Consider the following 20387-nt stretch of genomic DNA (forward strand, 5'->3'; position numbering starts at 1 on the left):
CGTGTTTATGGTTGTTCGCCGCGCTCGAATCGGGCGCGGCGTTCTGCTTGTTCTTGGCGTTTACGGATGATGCGGTCTCGTTCCAATTTTTCGCGCATGCGCTGTGGGTATCCGGTCTCTTCAACGTCGTAGACGGGTACCCCCACTTCACGGGTAACAGCATCGATCCCCTTGGGGCCACCGATCGGGCGTCGAATAAAGTCCCCATGTTCATCAACTAGGACGACACTCATCTCGTTGATCAACGTCTCAGGTTCCACGAAAGCCTCAACAAAAGCACGTCCGCGAACCCAGTTCTGCAGGTCAGCACAGTCTGCCTGGCGGATGGTGTCTCCAGGTGCGCGCGGCGGACGAATGCCCGGTTTCGACTTCCTACGACCAAATAAGTTGAACACAATCCACTATTGTAGGGGGAGTCCTGTTCGCCAAAAGCACCTCAAGGTCACATAAGCCGAAGCGAACCGGTAGTCTCAGAGTATTAACACTGTTATACCTACACGACTTGATCAAGGAGTCTGAACACAATGGCGTTCTCTGTAGAGATGCCCGAACTGGGCGAATCCGTCACCGAGGGCACAATCACCCGTTGGCTAAAGCAAGTCGGCGACACAGTAGAAGTTGACGAACCGCTACTTGAGGTCTCCACAGATAAAGTCGATACGGAAATTCCCTCTCCAGCGGCGGGCGTCCTGCTCAAAGTCCTGCATGATGAAGACGACACCGTCGACGTCGGAGCCGTCATCGCAGAAATTGGTGACGCAAACGAAGCCTCAACCCCTGCAGCACCGGCGGCCGAACAAAAAGTTGAGGTTGCGGCCAAGGTAGAGGCTTCTGCATCTGTTGCTGCAAGTGCCTCCAGCACAAGCTCATCCAGCGCCGGCGCGGCTACTGATGTGGTCATGCCCGAACTCGGCGAATCCGTCACCGAAGGCACCATCACCCGCTGGCTCAAACAGGTCGGAGACACCGTCGAGGTGGACGAAGCCCTCCTAGAAGTCTCCACCGACAAAGTCGACACCGAGGTCCCCTCCCCCGTAGCAGGCACCATCGTCGAAATCCTGCACAACGAAGACGACACCGTTGACGTCGGAGCCGTCATCGTCCGCATCGGCGACCCCAACGCAGCACCCGCAGCAGCACCAACAACACCAGAACCAACACCCGTTGCGGAAGAGAAGGTTGACGTGGCAGCACAAACATCCAGCGCCGGCGCGGCTACTGATGTGGTCATGCCCGAACTCGGCGAATCCGTCACCGAAGGCACCATCACCCGCTGGCTCAAACAGGTCGGAGACACCGTCGAGGTGGACGAAGCCCTCCTAGAAGTCTCCACCGACAAAGTCGACACCGAGGTCCCCTCCCCCGTAGCAGGCACCATCGTCGAAATCCTGCACAACGAAGACGACACCGTTGACGTCGGAGCCGTCATCGTCCGCATCGGCGACCCCAACGCAGCACCCGCAGCGCCGACACCCGCACCAGCGGCTCCGGTAGCCGAGGAAAAGGTTGAGGTTGCTCCCAAGGTAGAAGCACCGAAGTCCGTTGCTACTCCTCCAGCAGCGCAAGCCAAGGTAAACAGCAATGACGATGTCCCGTACGTGACGCCGCTGGTCCGCAAGCTCGCCGACAAGCACGGTGTCGATTTGCGTACCGTCACCGGCACAGGTGTTGGCGGGCGTATCCGCAAGCAGGATGTTCTGGCAGCCGCAGGCCAAGGTGCCGCTGAATCGGCACCAGCCGCAGCCGAGGCACCTGCAGCAGCTCCCGCAACCGCTGCTTCTGCCGTGTCCACCAAGCGCGTTGACCCGGCCAAGGCAGCCCTGCGCGGCACCACGCAGCGCGTGAACCGCATCCGCGAGATCACCGCAAAGAAGACGCTGGAATCCCTGCACACCGCAGCCCAGCTGACTCAGCTGCATGAAGTGGACATGACTAATGTTGCTGAGCTGCGCAAGGCCAACAAGGCAGCCTTCCAGGCCAAGTATGGCGTGAACCTCACCTACCTGCCGTTCTTCGCCAAGGCCGCCATTGAGGCGCTGGTGTCTCACCCGAACGTGAACGCCTCCTACAACGCCGAGAAGAAGGAAATGACCTATCACTCGCAGGTCAACCTCGGCATTGCCGTGGACACCCCGGCTGGTCTGCTTTCCCCAGTCATCCACAATGCCCAGGACATGACCCTGCCGGAGCTGGCTCAGGCCATCACAGACATCGCTGACCGTGCACGCAACAACAAGTTGAAGCCAGCTGACCTCAGCGGCGGCACGTTCACCATCACCAACATTGGTTCCGAAGGCGCCCTGAGCGACACCCCGATTCTGGTTCCGCCGCAGGCAGCCATCATGGGTACCGGCGCTATTGTGAAGCGCCCAGTTGTGATCTCGGAGCATGGTGTGGATGCCATCGCCGTACGCCAGATGGTGTACCTGCCGCTGACCTACGATCACCAGATCGTTGATGGCGCGGACGCTGGCCGGTTCCTGACCACCATTCGGGATCGCCTTGAGACCGCCAACTTCGAAGGTGACTTGGGTCTGTAATACAGCAGCTCTGTAGTCATCCACACTATCCCCCGTTCCATGCGGAATTGGGGGATAGTTTTGTTTTATAGCCACCAGTACCGTTTGCCAGGTATAATATTGCGCTGATAATTTTCTGTTTCTTTCCTGTAAATTGGGCTATCTAATCTGTTAGATTGGTAACAACAACTGTCATCGCACCTGCAAGGATTCTGTATGCCTCATTCCCAGCACACCACTGCATCGTCCCTGGAAGGGGACCTCGTGTGGTGTCGGCAGATGCAGGTTTCCCAAGACGAATTCCGCAGTTTCGCCACCCACCTCAGCACGGCAGTTGACAAGGTAAAAGAGGCAAGTTCCCATGTAGACAACGAGCTCGCCGTCATTGATTGGTGCATCACGCAGAATATCGACCGGGCTCACACACTGATCTCGCAGATAAGCTCCTATGCTGCCGAGCGATTCGATATTGGCGGCACGGCGTCATTTATCGCACCGGATTTTGGGGCGACACCACAGGCATGGTTACAGAAAATCTGCTATTGGCTGGACAACGGTGCCTACGAGGATATTTCTCAAGAACTTTCTCGCCTGCCTGTAGAAGAGTTCGCCCAGTGGGAGCTTCGCGCTGTCAGTGTTTTAGAAGAAGTCGGCACATGCACCATCCCGATTTTCGGATCGGCCAGGAGAACGCTAATTGCCCACATTCAGACGCGAGTGTACGAAGCACTCATCTCTGGCTGCGCGCAACTGGCCAGGCTTTATTATGCACGGGTCAATGAGCCTCATCTACATATCGCCAGCTGGCATCGACGCATGGACCATGAACTGCGCTCGATGCTTCTGGAACGCCAAAGCCAGGTGCCTGAGTGCGATCCGTCGGGACACGCTGACGCCCACACCAACAACGCACCGCATTATCACCCCATTGCGTCTGTCGGTTCCCTGACGCTCAGTGCCATCAGCGGACAGCGCACCGGATTACATGGCGAACCCGACCATCGGTGGAACCTCACTTTTAACGCAACGGAACCAAGTGTGTGCAACTGGGGATTGTTCCTAAACTTTGACCACACCGGTGGTTTTGCTACCACAGACGTGAAGACGGTGCAGTTTGCTGTGCTTGACTTGTTGCGTCGCATACCTGCTGGCCGGGTGATCGTTGATGCATTTGACCCGGAACAGCTGGGGGATTCTCTGTCGTTTCTCTTCGGATTGGGTCCTGAAGGCGAGCGTATTTATGGCGACACGGTGCGAACAAACACCAAGCACCTGGAGCAATTGCTGACACAGGTAGAACAGCACATCGCTGTGGTGACTCAGCGGTGTCTGCAGGGACAGCATCACACCATCACCGAGTACAACAAAGCAGCTCCTGAAGCCGCTGAGCCGTACCGGCTGTTGTTGCTTTTCGATTTTCCAAGCGGACTCACCGAGGAACTAACGCGACGCGTGTCCCGCATTGCAGCGGTCGGGCGCCGCGCGGGGGTGTTCGTCATCGTGGTCTCAGCACAACGGCCTGAACTGCTTGAAACGTTGCCGTGGCTTCCCCGCAACGGCACGCCGGTGTATTCCGCGCCAGAAGGTGAGCTACCTCCACACACAATGGACTCGATGGGTCTGGAACACGATGTGCTGTTGGAGTGGACATTCCGACCTGGCACCGCTCCCACTGGCCAGCAGCTTGAGGTATTGCTTCGCGGCATCCGCACGCAGCTGCAAGACTCCCAACCTGCCGACCATGCTCCCGTGTCGCTTGCGGATATCGACGCCGCGCGCCTCGTCACTGCTGATACGCATCATCAGGTTGCTCTCCCTGTGGGCACGGCAGTGCAGACAGGAGTGCCCCTCCTTGCCGAGGTAACCCGCAAGGTTGCTGCTAACGTCGTGGTGGCGGACGTCGATAATCTGCATACCTTGACTGCGATGCTCACCAGCCTGGTGCTGAACAAGGTGGACACGCATCTGATTAACTTCATCTCGGCTAATGCGGAGTGGGAGCAACTTCTTGAGCCTTTAGAGGAACATGGACTGACGGTACAACGTGCCATCACGCTGGATTCCACCGTAGAGTCGTTTCTGAAGGAAGCCCGTGCTCGTGCGGCGGAGGGACGTGATTACGCACCGCAGTTCCTAGTCCTGGCGGGGGTACATCGGGCGAAGCGACTTGATCCAGCAAACCGCGCGACGACTGTATCTGACATGTTGCATGAATTGCTGGCCATTGGGCCTGCCGTGGGCGTTCATACAATCATGACTGCCGACGGGCTAGCTTCCGCCCAAAGCCGCGTGCAGGAATGTGATTGGCATGAGTTCGGGTTACAGGTGCTTGAAGCATCACGTACGAACGACAACCAGCTCCTCTTTGAGGATCACGTTCATGCCTTCACCCAACAAGTTCACGGGTTTGCACCCAGCGAACCCGCCGATATAGAGCGCCTGATCAACACCGTGATGATCCACTCCGGGAGGAAATAACAATGAACTCACCACGCACAGTTCACGATGCGGCACGAACGGAAGGGCTGATCAAATGGGTGACCGCCATTGCGATTGTCATTGGAGTGGTCGGGGCGTTCATCGTGTGGCTGAACAACCTGGAGTATCACCCAGCGTCTTCCCCGGCAGGGCAGGCAGAAACCACGTCCAAGGCAGAAACATCGGAAGCAACCACAACTGCCTCTCAATCGACCACAGCCACATCTGACTCCACAAAGGTGTCCCCCGTTCCCGCTAGCACGCAGAAGGCACAGTTGGTGGACACACCGTCGGAGAACATTTCCTGCGAGCTTCATGACACGTACGTGGGGTGTTCTATTCGCGACCGTTCCTACAGCTCCCACGGATTAGAGGACTGTAACTCCGAGCTTTATTCGATCGCCTTGTATGACAGTTCATCGTCGCCAAGCACTGTGTGCGGCGAACGCTACCTGGGCAGCCCTGGAGATCACGTGCAGCGGCTTGATTACGGGGACCAAGCACAGTGGGGCGATTTTGCCTGCAAGGCCCAACCAACAGGTATGACCTGTTGGCAGCAAAGCACGGGCAAGGGGTTTGTGCTAAACAAGGCCGCGCATAACTCACTGTAGGATGCGCGTAAAATTATTTGCATGACTGCACCCCGTGCCCCTTTTACCGCCCCTGATCAGCCAATTCGCGATATCTCCACTCCCCTAGAGGTCTATAACCTGGGCACGGTGGATTATGTGGAGATGTGGGATCGGCAGGCGGAGTTGGCTGCGCAGCGCGCGGACGGTCTTATCAACGATCAGCTGCTGTTCCTTGAACACCCCAACACCTACACGGCTGGCAAACGAACGCAACCCGAGGATCGCCCCACCAACGGCCTGCCGGTGGTGGATGTAGATCGCGGTGGCCGGATCACCTGGCACGGCCCCGGACAACTGGTGTGCTATCCAATCATCAAGCTCGCTGAGCCGGTGGACGTGGTGGATTATGTGCGCCGCGTGGAGGAAGCCATCATCCAGGTGGTACGTGACCTGGGGCTTCAAGATGCGGGGCGTGTCGACGGCCGTTCGGGCGTCTGGATTCCAGGCAATGATACCCGCCCAGAACGCAAGGTCGGTGCCCTGGGCATTCGAGTAACCCGAGGCGTTACCATGCACGGCCTAGCCTTGAACTGCAATAACACGCTGGAGTTTTACCAGCATATTGTGCCCTGCGGCATCGCTGATGCCGGGGTGACCACCCTGAGTGCAGAGCTGGGGCGCGACGTCGATACGCAAGAAATGGTCGCGCCGCTGGCCGCAGCGTTGGGCGCGGCCTTCTCGGGTGAACTGACGGTCGCGGATCATTCTTTTACACGCCGCGAGCAGCCATAAGACCGTTGATATGCGCCAGCCGTTCCTGATGGTCATTGGGGTGGTAGGCGCCTAGAGTGACGTCGTCGGCGATGGTACCGTCGACGAGGATAAGTACGCGGTCGGCGTGCGCCGCCACCACTGGATCGTGCGTGACCAGCGCAATTGTGGTGCCCTCGTGGTTAATGTCGTGGAAAATGTCCAAGATTGTTGCCGAGGTCGCGGAGTTGAGCGCGCCGGTGGGTTCGTCGCCAAAGAGGATCTTTGGCTTGTTGATCAGCGCCCGGCAGATCCCCACCCGCTGAAGCTGCCCACCGGAGGCTTCAGTGATGGCTCGATCAGCCAGGTCGGCGATGCCGACGCGCTCCATGAGTTCCCGCCCGCGCTCCACAATCGTCTGGCGCGGTTCTTGTTTGGCTAGGAACCCAGGAAGCACGACGTTATCTAGCACACTGAGCGAGCTCAGCAGGTGCGGTTGTTGGAACACAAAGCCGAAAGTGACAAGCCTGAGTTGTGCGAGCTCGGCTTCGCTGAGGTCGGTGAGTTCACGGTCGTCGATACTCACGGTGCCACTGGTGGGCCTATCAAGTCCGCTGAGCGCATGCAACAGCGTCGATTTGCCGGACCCGGACGGCCCCATGATGGCCACGAACTCTTCGTCGTTGATGCTGACGTCGATATGGTCGAGAACTCGGATCTGGTAATCCTTGGTGACCTGGTGCGCGTTAAGCATGGCTGATACCTCGTATCTTTCGGGTTGGAAGAACAATGGCAGTGGCGATGACCAGCGCCAACACAAGTGGAATGAGAACCCACGCCAGGAGCATGTCGGGCAAGAGCTCTACGGCCGGGGCGCCCATGCGGCCGAGGCCGAGTTTGAATAGGCTGTTGCCCAGGGTGTTCACAAGCACCACGCCGACGATGATGCCTGCGAGTCCGACAGTGCCGAAGCGCGTGAGATAGTGCCCCACGAGTCCTCGACTGGTGGCTCCGATGGCGCGGAGGCTAGCAATGTCGTCGTGTTCACGCGCCAGGATGAGAATGAGGAATAGCGTAGTGACCAGGAAAATCAACCCCACTGCGGCGATGGCTGCGAGCAGCGCGATCACACCCAGTTGTGAGGATGCCGCACCGAAAATCTGCTGGCTCACGTCGCTGACATTGTTCACTTTGGCCTCTGGGTAAGTATTCGTGAGCTGCTCGGTTTTCGCATGCACGTCCACACCAGACGCGAGCTGCAGGTACACAACCTCCCAGACTGCGGGTGCGGAGTCCTCGAAGACGGCTTTCGCGGTGCGCCCGCCATTGGTCACATCCTGATAGATGCCGCTCACGCGGAGCTGTTTCTCGCCGCCAGGTGTGCGCATGGTGATGGTGTGCCCGAGGTCCGCATTGACCTCCTGCGCCTGGTTGTAGGACAAGGCGATCTCGTCGGGGGCGGTAGGGGCGTGCCCACTGGTGTAGGACAGTGGGAAAACAGTATGGTCACCACGTTCAACGACGATGGTTTCCCACCCGTCGGCTTTCTTAATGTCATAGCGATTGGAAGTGAGCCGCACCACGTTGGTCACGTCGGGGTCGGATTCTGCGTCCTTGGTGACTTTTTCGGGGTTGATGGTGTTATCGCGGATGTCGATGCGCACGTCCGCCGCGCCAATGCCCACATAGGTGGCAAAACGCTGATCCGCGAAGGTGGAGGCAAGGGTGGTGGGCAGAATCATCAGGAAAGTGCTCAGCGCCACCACAGTCAGTAGCAGCAGGTTCGCGGGCCGCAGCGCTGCCGTCAGTCCGGTCCATTGATGAACGGGGAGGAAGCGGGAACGGGTCAAGCGGAATCGGCGCCCGCTTCTCGACGCCCGCGTCTGCTCCTGCAGCACCTGAACTGCGGAAATACGGTCCATGCGACGCAGCAACAGCCAGCACAAGCCAATGAGCAGCAGCGGCACAATGAAAGCCGCGAGCAGAGGTGCCCACAAGTTGGTCGGCGGCGTGCCCAAATACAGCAACACGGGTTTAAGGCTGGTGTGTGTCATGGGGATGGCCAACAGCAACCCCACAACGGTACCGACGCCCGCCAACGCGGCGTATTTAATCAGGTACAGGCGTTTCATCGCCCGCGACGGGGCACCGATGGCTTTCAGCACTCCGATTTCTTTGAGGTCATTTTCAATCGCCGCGAGGAAGGCAAAGCGCACCGACAGGGCAGCCACCACAACCAGGAGGCTAGCAATCACGATAGCCAGTGCTGCTACCAGCAGAGTACTCAGGGCATTCATGAGGCGGAAGATGGTGGAATCCACCACGATGCCGCGGTTCGGGAGGTGCGCGTCTCTGTAAGCGTGCTGGAATGCGCCGCGATCCGCGCCCTTGGCGAGCTTGAATTCAATAAAGTACTCAGGGTTATTCAGATGCTGATTAACCACCGAGAAATCATCCGGGTGCACCACCATGCGTTTGGAGGTCACCAAGGAGGGGTTCATCTGAGCATCACGCAGAAACGAGGTGACCACAAAATCCTTTTTCACCCCTTCCGCAAGCTGCACCGTCACCGTGTCCCCGAGCTTCAACGTGCCTTGTTCTTGGTAGATCACCGGCATGGCTATCTCACCAGGGCCTGGTTGGACCCGGTTGTAGTGCTCATCCAGCAGGAGGTCAAAGCGCTCTGGGGAGGTCACAAACGCTGGTTCCAGCACAGAATCGGCCTGTGACTGTCCCGCAAGCCACATTTGGGCACCCGGAACCGGGAGTGTCCGCATAAGGTGCATGTCTTCCACCTCTGAGCGCTCGGCGGCCCAGGTTTTGAGCGCCTCCGATTCGGCTCGGTTGGCTTCTAAGTCACCGATGTACATCTGAACCACATCGGGTGGCGACGCCGATTTCCACAGCACATCCACCGCGCCCATTGTCTGCACAACAAGGGAAACACCAGTAATCACCAGCGCTGATGCCAGCGTCATGAGCAGCGTCAGCGTGATAGATACCCCCTTAGATCGGCGAACATCGCCGACGAGCATCTTCCACAGCATTGTTCTTTAGCCTTTCTCAGCGATTGTGTTGGCTTGGGTTCTATTGACGCTGGTTGCGTGCATTGAGGCAGCAATAGCACCCGGCTCGCACCCCAGCAAGCGTTCCGCCGCCGTGACAACCTGTACCAACTGCTCCCCCGCATCCCACTCGGGGAAAAGCCCGTGATCAGGCAACATGAATCCGGCTGTGAGGATGATCCGACAATCCCCCACTGGGTCTGGTGTAGAGAACACGCCTTGATCCACGCCCTCCTGCACTGCGCTTGCCAACAATGGGGCGAGGGCGACGATCGCGCGGGTCATCGTGAGTACATGAAAGTCAGTATTCTCCACGTGATGCAGCTGCTCAATCATCTCAGCCTCCTCCCCCTGGACCCGTGCTGATGCTACGATTTCAGCAAATTTTTCAAGGGGATGGGCATCGGATGATGCTGCTGCCTCGGCTTTTTGACGCATGACATTAGTTGTGCGCGCAATAAGTTGGCGCATGATGTCTTCTTTGCCGCTGAAATGATGATAGAGCGTTCCCTTCGCAATACCGGCCCGATTCAAAATGTCCTCCACCGTTGTGGCGGCAAACCCACGTTCCACAAAAAGCCGCTGCGCCTGGTCAAGAATCAGGTTTTTCCGTTCCTCTGCGGGAAGACCACGCATGGTAAGTTTCCTCTTTTCGCACTCTTCGCATGCTCGCTGTGTGGCTACTGCTTGGTTGCTGTGTGGCTGCCAGTTGGCTTCTAAACGCCGCTAGCAAGCATGGCCTACTTTTCTTACTAGACCGACGGTCCGTCTATATGAGCCAGGCTAGCAATAGCTTTGGAAAGGAAACAATAGGAAGTAAAGGCTTGAACGATAAATGAAACCACGATCACTAGGGGATCGTGGGATTGTTATGATGTTTGCACACCGTCAGGGCCGAAGACGGGCGCTTTTGTCCAGTTAGGACTGGAGCGCTGTGCTGAGGTTTTACTGTAGTGACATCGTGCGGGTTCAGCCCTGCAAAATGTGCTTATGTTCAGGCACGAAAACACCCCTTTTTACGACCTGAGGATAAGCAGATTTTCACGCTTGTCATGTAGGTCTATCGCCAGGTACGCAAACAAGGCGTTTCCGTACCTGGCGATAGACTTTCTTCTATGCAAAGGTTTGCGCTAACGGTGTTCAAGACTGTTGGCGACGCCGCGATCTATGAAATGCACACCCAGCTCGACCCGATGCGTACGCTTCATAGACCTCAATACCCCCACTGGTAGTTCATCGCCAACCATCCAGATCGGGGAAAGGGAAACCTCGTCGCATACCGTGCATACCGCGCGGACCACCATGATCAGCGCAATCTCGGCGAGCACCGCCGCGACCACCTTTAAAGCCGCCACCGCGACCACGTCCACGACCAGGGCGACCCCCAAATGGTCCATGCGCATCATCAGCATCGTGACCCACCACCTCTTCAAGGTGATCAGTCACCCGCTGGAGCAGATCAAGAAATTGCTTCTGCTCCTCGTCACTCAATACGTCAAGCGGGTCAACCTGCGGACGTTTTTCCATTTCCTGCGCGCGTTCTTTGCCGGCCTCAGTGATGCTAACCAGCCGCGCGCGGGCATCATTGGGGTCGGCGTCACGGGTAATCAGGCCTGCGGATTCGAGTTTACCCAGTACTTCCCCGAGAGATTGCGGTCGAACACCCAGGATGTAGGCGAGTTCGCGCTGAGCGATGGGACTACGCATAGCTAGGAGCGCAAGCACCCTCCCCTGCCCCTGGAATGTGTGGGGTCCGTGACCACCCCGACCGAATGGAGGTTTGTCGGGGCCGAATTCTGCACGCCTAAGCAACATCCCCAGGTGGAAGATGCGTTGACCGAGAGTGAGGTCGGCACGCGGATCGGTGTCGTTACCAAAAGAGCCATTCATGATTGAAACTTCCTTTCACTCGTTTTTATGAAGGCACCTTCAATTATTGCCAAGGTACCTGATCAATGTCAACAGGTGCCTTCATATCCGTCATCATGGTTGGTCTTCGAACACATTCCTGTTGTGGGGTAGGGTTATCGGCGTGACTGTTGCACCTGAAGGACGTAAGCTGCTTCGCATTGAGGCTCGGAACTCCGAAACACCGATTGAGAGCAAGCCGCGCTGGATTCGCACAACCGCCAAGACCGGTCCCGAATTCAGGGACATGAAAAAGCGAGTTGCAGGCGCGTCACTGCATACCGTCTGCCAGGAAGCCGGGTGTCCCAACCTGCATGAATGCTGGGAATCCAGGGAAGCCACCTTCCTGATCGGCGGTTCGCAATGCTCACGTCGATGCGATTTTTGCCAGATTAGCTCCGGCCGCCCGGACCCGCTTGACCGCGACGAACCCCGCCGCGTCGCCGAGTCAGTGCGCGAAATGGGCTTAAATTACGCGACCATCACCGGCGTGACTCGCGACGATCTCGACGACGAAGGCGCGTGGCTCTACGCCGAAGTGGTTCGCCAAATCCATGCCCTCAACCCCAATACAGGGGTGGAAAACCTCGTCCCAGATTTTTCGGGCAAACCCGATTTGCTGGAGATCGTCTTCGAATCTCGTCCCGAGGTGTTTGCCCACAACATCGAGACGGTACCGCGTATCTTCAAGCGCATTCGCCCAGCATTCCGCTACGACCGCTCTCTTGACGTGATCCGCCAGGCCAGGGACTACGGACTGGTCACCAAATCCAACCTGATTTTGGGTATGGGCGAAACCTACGACGAAATCCAGGCGACCATGCAGGATCTTCGCGACGCTGGTTGTGACATTCTGACCATCACGCAGTACCTGCGCCCCGGCCCGCTCTACCACCCCATCGAACGATGGGTGAAGCCAGAGGAATTCCTTGAGCATTCTGACGCTGCGAAAGAAATGGGCTTTTCTGGCGTGATGTCAGGGCCATTGGTGCGGTCCTCGTATCGCGCAGGACGTCTATACGCACAGACCATCAAGGCACGCGGCCAGGACCTTCCAGAGAACCTGAAGCATCTGGCGGAAACCACCGAGGGCAGCACGGCACAGGAGGCGTCGTCACTGCTTGAGCGTTACGGTGCTTCGCAGGACACCCCGGTGGTCAGCCGTTAAGCATATGGCCTATCCTTAGTGTCATGGCAGATGCACAGAAGCAGGCCGCCAAGGCCGCCGAAAAAGAAGCACGATCAGCGAAATGGGCTCAGCGCAAGCAGGCGTTTGCCCAGCTGTGGCAGGCTTTTAACATTCAGCGCAAGCAGGATAAGCAGCTCATTCCGCTGATGCTCTTGGCGTTGATTGGCATCGCGGCGGCTTTTTTCCTCATCGGTTTGATCTTCCATATGCAGTGGCTACTGCTGCCCATCGGCATCGCGTTTGGCATCGTGGCCGCCTTGTTCATTTTCACCCGACGCTTGGAACGTTCGGTCTATGAACGGGCATCGGACCAGCCCGGAGCCGCTGGCTGGGCACTGGAGAACATGCGCAACGGCGTGGGCATGGTGTGGAAAACCAAGACTGCTGTAGCCGCCACTACGCATATGGATGCGGTGCATCGCGTCGTGGGCCTGTGCGGAATTGTTTTGGTTGGCGAAGGTGAACCGCGTCGCGTCCGCCCGCTGATCGCCCAGCAGAAGAAGCGCCTCGACCGCATTTCAGGCGGCGTGCCCATTTACGAGATGATGGCGGGCGAAGGCGAAGACCAGGTTCCCATCAGCAAGCTGCAACGTGAGCTCATGAAGCTCCCCCGCAATATGAAGAAGGACGATGTCTACGCTTTGGCGGCACGTCTGGAATCAGCAGATAAGCTCAGCAGCCAGACCGCTAACATGCCGAAGGGGCCCATGCCCAAGAATGTGAGTACGGGCGGGATGAACCGCCGGGCTCGTCGGGCCGCCGAGCGCAACAAACGCGGTTAGAATCCATATAAATCCATAAATCCCACACAATCAAACATTTTCATTTCTGTTGTCCCACATTTTCAGAAAAAATGCAGGACAACTACTAGTAATGTGATGCTTTGAACATCGAAGATGGTTGTGATTATGTCCGTTTCTCGGAAAAATAGACAGTGTGCATCTGTTAGTTGAAAACCAACTTTTTACACTACTTTTAATTATGACAATCGGCCTTTTGGTAGGCCGCATTCAGATCGGGGGGTTTCGGCTTGGTGTGGCTGCCGTCCTTTTTGTCGGCTTAGGTTTGGCCACCATTGAACCGGACATCGCACTGCCCGCCATCGTGTTCATCATGGGTTTGTCCCTGTTCGTGTACACGATTGGCCTGGAAGCCGGACCTGACTTCTTCTCCTCTATGCGCACCACAGGTCTGCGACTGAATGCCCTGGCTATCGGCATGATCGTTGCGACAATGGCGGTGGGTGTTGGACTCCTCAAGTTTTTGGGTATCGACGCCGCGTCAGGTGCCGGCGTATTCACTGGCGCTATGACCAACACCCCTGCTATGGCCGCCGTGGTGGATACCTTGACCAACATGGCGTCGACACCAGAGGAAGTAGTGGCAGCTGAATCAATGCCAGTGGTAGCATATTCGCTGACCTACCCACTGGGTGTGCTGGGCGTGATCCTATCGGTGGCGGTGCTGTCGAAAGTATTCCGCATTGATAATGACCAGGAAGCCCGCGATGCTGGTGTGGCGATACAACAACTGGTCACGCGCCGCATTGAGGTCACGCGCCGCGACCTGCCAACGGTGACGAGTCTCCCCCACAGCCTAGAACTAGATGTAATTGTGTCCCGCATTGAGCATCGTGGCACACTCTATATCCCGGAACCCGGCGATACAGCGCTGGTAGGCGACATTATTTCCGTGGTGGGAACCGAAGAGGAGGTGCAGCGCGCCGAAGAACTCATCGGTGAGGGGCTGCCCGGCGACCCAACCCACGATGATGGCCTGGATTTCCGCCGCATTTTTGTGTCTTCCCCAGAGATGGTGGGTGTACCGCTCGCCCAGCTGCGTTCACGCCTGGACGGCATGCTGGTCACACGTGTTCGACGCGGCGATGCCGACATGGTGGCCACCCCCGACACCGTGCTCCAGCTTGGGGATCGCGTTCGTGTTGTTGCGGAGCACGATCGCCTTGACCGCGCCACACGACTGTTCGGCGATTCCTACAAACGCATCTCCGATTTCAACCTGCTCCCCCTGCTGGCGGGCCTTGCCTTGGGCGTGGTCGTCGGCATGATCCCGATTCCCCTGCCCGGCGGTACCGCCCTGAAGCTGGGCAACGCGGGCGGTCCGCTGCTTGTCGCCCTGATCCTTGGCGCTAAAGGACGCACCGGCCCGATTGTGTGGCAGGTACCGTACGGCGCCAACCTTGCCTTACGACAATTCGGCATCACCGTCTTTCTGGCAGGTATTGGCACCACAGCGGGCGCTGGCTTTGGCAAAGCACTGCAGGATCCGGCGTCACTCACCATTATCGGAACTGGTGCGGTGCTGACCTTCCTGGTCAGCCTGCTCACTCTGATTGTGGGCCACAAGCTCATGAAGATTCCGTTTGGCCAGGTCTCCGGCATGATTGCGGGCATGCAAACCCATCCGGCGGTGCTGAGTTATGTATCGGATCAGACCAAAAACGAGCTGCCCAGCATGGGATACACCACCGTCTATCCCCTCTCCATGGTCACCAAGATTATTTGCGCGCAGGTACTGCTATTCCTGCTGCTCTGACCCCTCTGATTAGCCAAATACGACGGCCGTGCCGGTGGCGCGATCATGCAAGCCCCGGCCATCCGAATCAACAATCACGGCGGGGAAAATAAACAACGTGAGCAGTGAGCGGACGAACGCGCGGATAAAGCCGACACGGGCGTCCGGGACGTCGATACGCGCAACCCCCATACCCAGCACCGCCTGACCTGGGGTGCGGGCAAGGAACGTCACCGACAGCGTCCCAAGGATGAGGAAAACGATGAAGTTGATGGTGGAAATACCGCCCAGTTGGTCGGTGAAACGATGTACGATAGTGGCAGCAAACAGGCAGATAAACCAGTCAAAAGTGATACCGCCCACGCGACGCATCACGGAGGCTAACGCACCGGCACCGGCCTGCGGGAGTCCGAGTTTCTCCCCGGGCCAACGGCCAGGCGCGGAGGGATCGTCGTTCTCCCCGGGGATGTTGGGGCCGTCAAGCCAGCTTTGCTTGTTGTTCGCCATGACAACAACTTAACCATTATGGCATTCGTTGACGAAAATGAGGTGTATAGCACTTAATTATGGTCGATTGATAGAAAATCTGTAAACTCTTTTATAGTCTCGACGAACCCCGACACACGTCCCTCAAGGAGTCCCCACCGTGGCTTTTAACACCACCGAAGACGTCATTAAATACATCAAGGACGAAGGCATCGAGTTTCTCGACGTCCGCTTCACTGACGTCCCCGGGCAAGAACAACACTTCAGTATCCCGGCCAGTGAATTCACCGAAGACGTGGCCGAGGAAGGCTTAGCATTCGACGGTTCCTCCATCGTCGGATTCACCTCCATCGACGAATCCGATATGAACCTCCTGCCGGACGTGACAACCGCCATGGTGGACCCCTTCCGCAAAGCAAAAACCCTCAACATGAAGTTCTTCGTTCACGACCCCTTCACCCGTGAACCCTTCTCCCGCGACCCCCGCAACGTCGCCCGCAAAGCGGAAGAATACCTGGCAGCAACCGGCATCGCCGACACCTGCTTCTTCGGTGCCGAAGCCGAGTTCTACCTCTTTGACTCCATCAGCTACTCCACCGATGTCAACGCGGCCTTCTACGAGATCGGTTCCGACCGTGGCTGGTGGAGCCGAGGCGATGCCACCAACCTTGATGGCAGCCCCAACCTCGGCTACAAGACTCGACTCAAAGGCGGCTACTTCCCCACCGCGCCTTACGACGCCGTGGTGGACCTGCGCGACGACATGACCCTCAACCTGATCAACTCAGGTTTCCAGATCGAACGCTTCCACCACGAAGTGGGTACCGGCGGGCAGCAGGAAATCAACTACCGGTTCAACACCATGCTCCACGCCGCCGACGACCTGCAAACCTTCAAATACATCATCAAAAACACGGCAGTTCAACACGGCAAAACCGTCACCTTCATGCCCAAACCCATCGCAGGCGACAACGGGTCCGGCATGCACGCCCACCAAAGCCTCTGGAAAGACGGCACACCCCTCTTCCACGACGAATCCGGCTACGCCGGGCTTTCCGACATGGCGCGCTACTACATCGGTGGCATTCTGCACCACGCCGGTGCCGTGATGGCGTTCACCAACCCCACGCTCAACTCCTACCACCGCCTGGTGCCCGGATACGAAGCGCCCATCAACCTGGTGTACTCCCAGCGCAACCGCTCCGCAGCTGTGCGTATCCCCATCACCGGCTCCAACCCCAAGGCAAAGCGCATCGAATTCCGCGCCCCCGACCCTTCAGGCAACCCCTACCTGGGCTTCGCTGCCATGATGCTCGCCGGACTCGACGGCATCAAAAACCGCATCGAACCTCACGCACCCGTGGACAAAGACCTCTACGAACTCCCACCGGAGGAAGCCGCCTCCATCCCACAGGCACCCACCTCACTGGAAGCCTCCCTCGCTGCGCTGGAAGAGGACCACGACTTCCTCACCGACGGCGACGTGTTCACAGAAGACCTGATTGAGACCTACATCAAACTCAAGCACGACAACGAAATTGATCCCGTGCGCCTGCGGCCCACCCCACAGGAATTTGAGATGTACTACGATTGCTAAGGTTTGCAGGACTTGTGCATAACTGACGTGCACTAATGCGAAAATAATCCCCCGATGGCCCTGGATGGGCCTCGGGGGATTATTTTCACCACAAACAGACCGGGCCGCCACTTCTCGACATATCGTTTGACACTTGAGGCCGCCGATATAACGGACAGTTCCCCTTACTGGATATGGGAGCTCGAATGGAATGGCCTGAGGATTGTCTCCAAAAAAACGGTGAAATATAAAAACTGATGCTTTTTGAGCCGGGCCGCAAGTTAAGCCCGTGACACACGAACGATCGTGCTGATTCACGAGCGGGGCGCAGTGTTGACGCAATCTTCTTACATGATACCAAGCGAGCAGCAACCCCAGCCCCCTAGGACTACACCTCATTTTTCCCACTCTGGACGAAGTTTGGGTGACACGTGGATAGATTTTATGCACATATTACTAATATGTGACACCTATCACTGCTTCGCCCGTCGCCCTGACACCCCTCCCCGTCCGAGGTATTGAGACATCACCCCGGCGGAACTTGCGTGACATTTTGATGTCACGTCACTAATCATTCGAATGCTTTTGTCATTGCACGTCATCAGAGCAAAAAGCCCACACCACAGGCCATAGCAGACGATATCACTTGGCTGCACTACGCCTTTTCATCACCCAGCTAAAAGCACAGCTGCCACATTAAAATTTTGTCATGAAAATGGCATGAACACTGATTCTGTTTGCTGCAGCTAAGTTACTGTGTCCTATCAGACACAAAATCATTCTGTGAAAGGTCTATAATTTAGTCTATTGCGCCACATTTTGCGCTCACATCGCCCATATCTGTCAGTCTACAGGTATGGTGGTCTCCGTACCTAAACATGCACCTAAGCATGCCCGAACAACCCAAGAGTCAGGCACGCTTGTAAGGAAACGGAGACTTTTTCGATGCATCTGCAACCAAGAGAGCAGGAAAAGCTGATGGTGGTGGTCGCTGCGGATGTGGCGCGGCGTCGACAAGCTCGGGGGCTGAAACTGAACTACCCGGAAGCTGTGGCAATTCTTACTTATGAGCTGCTGGAGGGGGCGCGGGACGGGCGCAGTGTCGCCGAGCTGATGAACTGGGGCAGCACGATTCTCAGTACCGACGATGTCATGGAAGGCGTCGCCGAGATGATTCCCGATGTGCAGGTAGAGGCCACTTTTCCTGATGGCACCAAGCTTGTCACCGTCCACAACCCAATCCGATAGGACGCGCCATGAAACCAGGACAATACTTACTCGCAACCACCCCTATTGTGTGCAACGAGGGAAGAGAAGCCATTACCCTCACGGTAGTTAATCGCGGCGATCGCCCAATTCAAGTTGGATCACATTTCCATTTCGCAGAAACCAATTCCGCGCTGGACTTTGACCGGGATGCCGCTTTGGGCAAGCGTCTTGATATTCCCGCAGGCACAGCCGTTCGGTTCGAGCCCGGCGATGCTGCCACGGTACAGCTCATCGACTTTGGGGGCACCCGGGAGATTTATGGCTTCCGAGGCAAAGTCAACGGCACCATCAACGGATAAGTAGAGGCAGAGTAATGAGTTTTGAACTGAATAGGAAGCAATACACCGCCCTGTATGGGCCTACCATCGGAGATTCGGTGAGGCTGGCGGACACGGAGCTGTTCGCGACCGTCGAAAAGGACCTCACTGTGCCCGGCGAGGAAGCACTGTTCGGCGGCGGAAAAGTCATCCGAGCCGGCATGGGCCAGGACGGCGAACGGCAAAGGCACGAGGACGTGCCAGACGTGGTGATCACCAATGTGCTGATCATTGATTACACCGGAATTTACAAGGCTGACCTGGCCATTCGTGACGCGCACATTTACCGCATCGGCAAGGCCGGCAATCCGAAAACCATGGACGGCGTGACCATCCCCATCGGCGTGTCCACCGACGTCATTGCCGGTGAGGGCAAAATCCTCACCGCCGGTGGGATTGACACGCACATTCACTTCATCAGCCCAGACCAGATCAACACCGCCCTGACCTCTGGGATCACCACCATGATCGGCGGCGGCACCGGCCCTTCGGAATCCACGAAAGCCACCACCCTCACCCCCGGCGCGTGGAATATCGCCGCCATGCTGCGTTCCTTTGAGGCGTTTCCCATGAACTTTGGCCTGCTGGGCAAGGGGCACGGAACCTCCACCGCCGCCCTGGGCGAGCAGATTGAGGCCGGAGCGATCGGCCTGAAGGTGCACGAGGACTGGGGTGCCACGCCCGCCTCGATTGATACCTCGCTGAAGGTCGCCGACCAGTATGACGTGCAGGTAGCAATCCACACCGATACCCTGAACGAGGCCGGTTTTGTGGACAGCACCAAGGCAGCTATCGACGGCCGCGTCATCCACACTTTCCACACCGAAGGCGCAGGTGGTGGCCACGCACCGGACATCATGGAGCTTGCCAGCGAACCGTACGTGCTGCCCGCATCCACCAACCCCACGCTCCCCTACACGCGCAATACCATCGAAGAGCATCTGGACATGCTCATGGTGTGCCATCACCTGAACGCCGACATTCCTGAGGACGTGGCTTTCGCGGATTCCCGCATCCGTCCAGAAACCATCGCCGCAGAGGACGTACTGCATGACCTGGGCATCTTCTCGATTACCTCCTCGGATTCACAGGCGATGGGCCGGGTGGGTGAAGTGATTCTCCGCACCTGGCAGCTGGCCGACGCAATGAAGCGGCAACGCGGTGCCCTCTCCGAAGATGTCGCCATCATGGGCGATAACTTCCGTATCCGCCGTTACATCGCCAAGTACACCATCAATCCGGCCATTGCACAGGGCATTTCCGACTATGTTGGCAGCATTGAGGAAGGCAAGTTTGCGGACCTGGTGCTGTGGGAACCCCAGTTCTTCGGGGTCAAACCAAGCCTGATCATTAAGGGCGGCCAAGTGGTGTCCACCGTGATGGGCGACCCGAACGCCTCGATTCCCACCCCGCAGCCTGCGCTGTACCGCCCCTCTTTCGGAGCATATGGCACTGCCGTTGGTCCCAATTCCATCACCTTCATGTCCCGCGCCGCCGTGGATGCTGGAGTGCCGGAAAACCTGGGCCTCAACAAGGAGATACGGGTATGCCACGGAATCCGTACTCTGCGCAAATCAGACCTGAAGCTCAACGGCGAAACCCCTGACATTTCCGTTGACCCGCAAACCTACGACGTCCGCGTTGATGGGGAGCTGATCAGCAGTAACCCCAACGATTCCCTGCCCATGGCGCAACGCTACTTCCTCTTCTAAACAAAGGCACC

17 protein-coding genes are annotated in these 20387 nt (G+C 57.5%); 11 read left to right on the plus strand and 6 right to left on the minus strand.

Features of this window, described 5'->3' with window-relative positions; genetic code table 11:
• Positions 1-5: 5 nt before the first annotated feature.
• Positions 6-395 (minus strand): hypothetical protein, encoded by a 390-nt coding sequence (locus tag CDUR_RS09100; protein WP_006063946.1) that lies wholly within the window; start codon positions 393-395, stop codon positions 6-8.
• A gap of 129 nt (positions 396-524) precedes the next feature.
• On the opposite strand from CDUR_RS09100, the gene sucB reads away from it, so the two are divergent.
• From sucB to lipB, 4 genes are all read left to right on the plus strand, one after another.
• The gene (gene sucB / locus CDUR_RS09105) at positions 525-2540 is read left to right on the plus strand and encodes a 2-oxoglutarate dehydrogenase, E2 component, dihydrolipoamide succinyltransferase (RefSeq protein WP_290207314.1); all 2016 of its coding nucleotides are present in this window, start codon (positions 525-527) and stop codon (positions 2538-2540) included.
• A 195-nt stretch (positions 2541-2735) separates the two neighbouring features.
• Positions 2736-4997 (plus strand): hypothetical protein, encoded by a 2262-nt coding sequence (locus CDUR_RS09110; RefSeq protein ID WP_179417961.1) that lies wholly within the window; start codon positions 2736-2738, stop codon positions 4995-4997.
• A 2-nt stretch (positions 4998-4999) separates the two neighbouring features.
• On the plus strand, positions 5000-5608 hold the full coding sequence (locus tag CDUR_RS09115) for a hypothetical protein (RefSeq protein WP_179417962.1): 609 nt from the start codon (positions 5000-5002) through the stop codon (positions 5606-5608).
• Positions 5609-5629: 21 nt separating this feature from the next.
• Positions 5630-6361, plus strand: a complete 732-nt coding sequence (gene lipB / locus CDUR_RS09120; RefSeq protein WP_179417963.1) for a lipoyl(octanoyl) transferase LipB — start codon at positions 5630-5632, stop codon at positions 6359-6361.
• Here lipB and CDUR_RS09125 read toward each other — a convergent pair.
• The 4 genes from CDUR_RS09125 to CDUR_RS09140 all read right to left on the minus strand — a co-directional run bounded on the left by CDUR_RS09125 (position 6339) and on the right by CDUR_RS09140 (position 11274).
• Entirely contained in the window at positions 6339-7073 is a 735-nt protein-coding gene (locus CDUR_RS09125) for an ABC transporter ATP-binding protein (protein ID WP_179417964.1), read from the minus strand. The two genes, lipB and CDUR_RS09125, sit on opposite strands and share 23 nt — an antisense overlap.
• Positions 7066-9366 carry an ABC transporter permease gene (locus tag CDUR_RS09130; protein WP_179417965.1) on the minus strand — a complete coding sequence of 767 codons (2301 nt, stop codon included), beginning with the start codon at positions 9364-9366 and terminating at the stop codon, positions 7066-7068. Before CDUR_RS09130 ends, CDUR_RS09125 begins: the two co-directional genes overlap by 8 nt.
• Before the next feature lie 6 nt (positions 9367-9372).
• Entirely contained in the window at positions 9373-10020 is a 648-nt protein-coding gene (locus CDUR_RS09135; protein WP_179417966.1) for a TetR/AcrR family transcriptional regulator, read from the minus strand.
• A gap of 597 nt (positions 10021-10617) precedes the next feature.
• The gene (locus CDUR_RS09140; RefSeq protein ID WP_179417967.1) at positions 10618-11274 is read right to left on the minus strand and encodes a MarR family winged helix-turn-helix transcriptional regulator; all 657 of its coding nucleotides are present in this window, start codon (positions 11272-11274) and stop codon (positions 10618-10620) included.
• Positions 11275-11416: 142 nt separating this feature from the next.
• Here CDUR_RS09140 and lipA point away from each other — a divergent pair, with 142 nt between their 5' ends.
• From lipA to CDUR_RS09155, 3 genes are all read left to right on the plus strand, one after another.
• Positions 11417-12460, plus strand: a complete 1044-nt coding sequence (gene lipA, locus CDUR_RS09145) for a lipoyl synthase (RefSeq protein ID WP_179417968.1) — start codon at positions 11417-11419, stop codon at positions 12458-12460.
• 23 nt (positions 12461-12483) lie between these two features.
• Positions 12484-13263, plus strand: coding sequence for a DUF4191 domain-containing protein (locus CDUR_RS09150; RefSeq protein WP_179417969.1), 780 nt, complete (start codon positions 12484-12486; stop codon positions 13261-13263).
• A 154-nt stretch (positions 13264-13417) separates the two neighbouring features.
• Positions 13418-15037, plus strand: coding sequence for an aspartate:alanine exchanger family transporter (locus CDUR_RS09155; RefSeq protein ID WP_179417970.1), 1620 nt, complete (start codon positions 13418-13420; stop codon positions 15035-15037).
• Between the two features lie 9 nt (positions 15038-15046).
• On the opposite strand, the gene CDUR_RS09160 is transcribed toward CDUR_RS09155, so the two are convergent.
• Positions 15047-15523, minus strand: coding sequence for an RDD family protein (locus tag CDUR_RS09160; RefSeq protein ID WP_179417971.1), 477 nt, complete (start codon positions 15521-15523; stop codon positions 15047-15049).
• Between the two features lie 139 nt (positions 15524-15662).
• On the opposite strand from CDUR_RS09160, the gene glnA reads away from it, so the two are divergent.
• The 4 genes from glnA to ureC all read left to right on the plus strand — a co-directional run bounded on the left by glnA (position 15663) and on the right by ureC (position 20376).
• Positions 15663-17099, plus strand: a complete 1437-nt coding sequence (gene glnA, locus CDUR_RS09165; RefSeq protein ID WP_006063959.1) for a type I glutamate--ammonia ligase — start codon at positions 15663-15665, stop codon at positions 17097-17099.
• 924 nt (positions 17100-18023) lie between these two features.
• Positions 18024-18326, plus strand: a complete 303-nt coding sequence (locus tag CDUR_RS09170) for an urease subunit gamma (RefSeq protein WP_179417972.1) — start codon at positions 18024-18026, stop codon at positions 18324-18326.
• Positions 18327-18334: 8 nt separating this feature from the next.
• A complete protein-coding gene (locus CDUR_RS09175; protein WP_006063962.1) occupies positions 18335-18646 on the plus strand; it encodes an urease subunit beta in 312 nt (103 codons plus the stop codon).
• Between the two features lie 14 nt (positions 18647-18660).
• Positions 18661-20376, plus strand: coding sequence for an urease subunit alpha (ureC, locus tag CDUR_RS09180; protein ID WP_179417973.1), 1716 nt, complete (start codon positions 18661-18663; stop codon positions 20374-20376).
• Positions 20377-20387 lie beyond the last annotated feature (11 nt).

It is taken from the genome of Corynebacterium durum (genome assembly GCF_030408675.1).
GTDB classification, from domain to species: domain Bacteria; phylum Actinomycetota; class Actinomycetes; order Mycobacteriales; family Mycobacteriaceae; genus Corynebacterium; species Corynebacterium durum.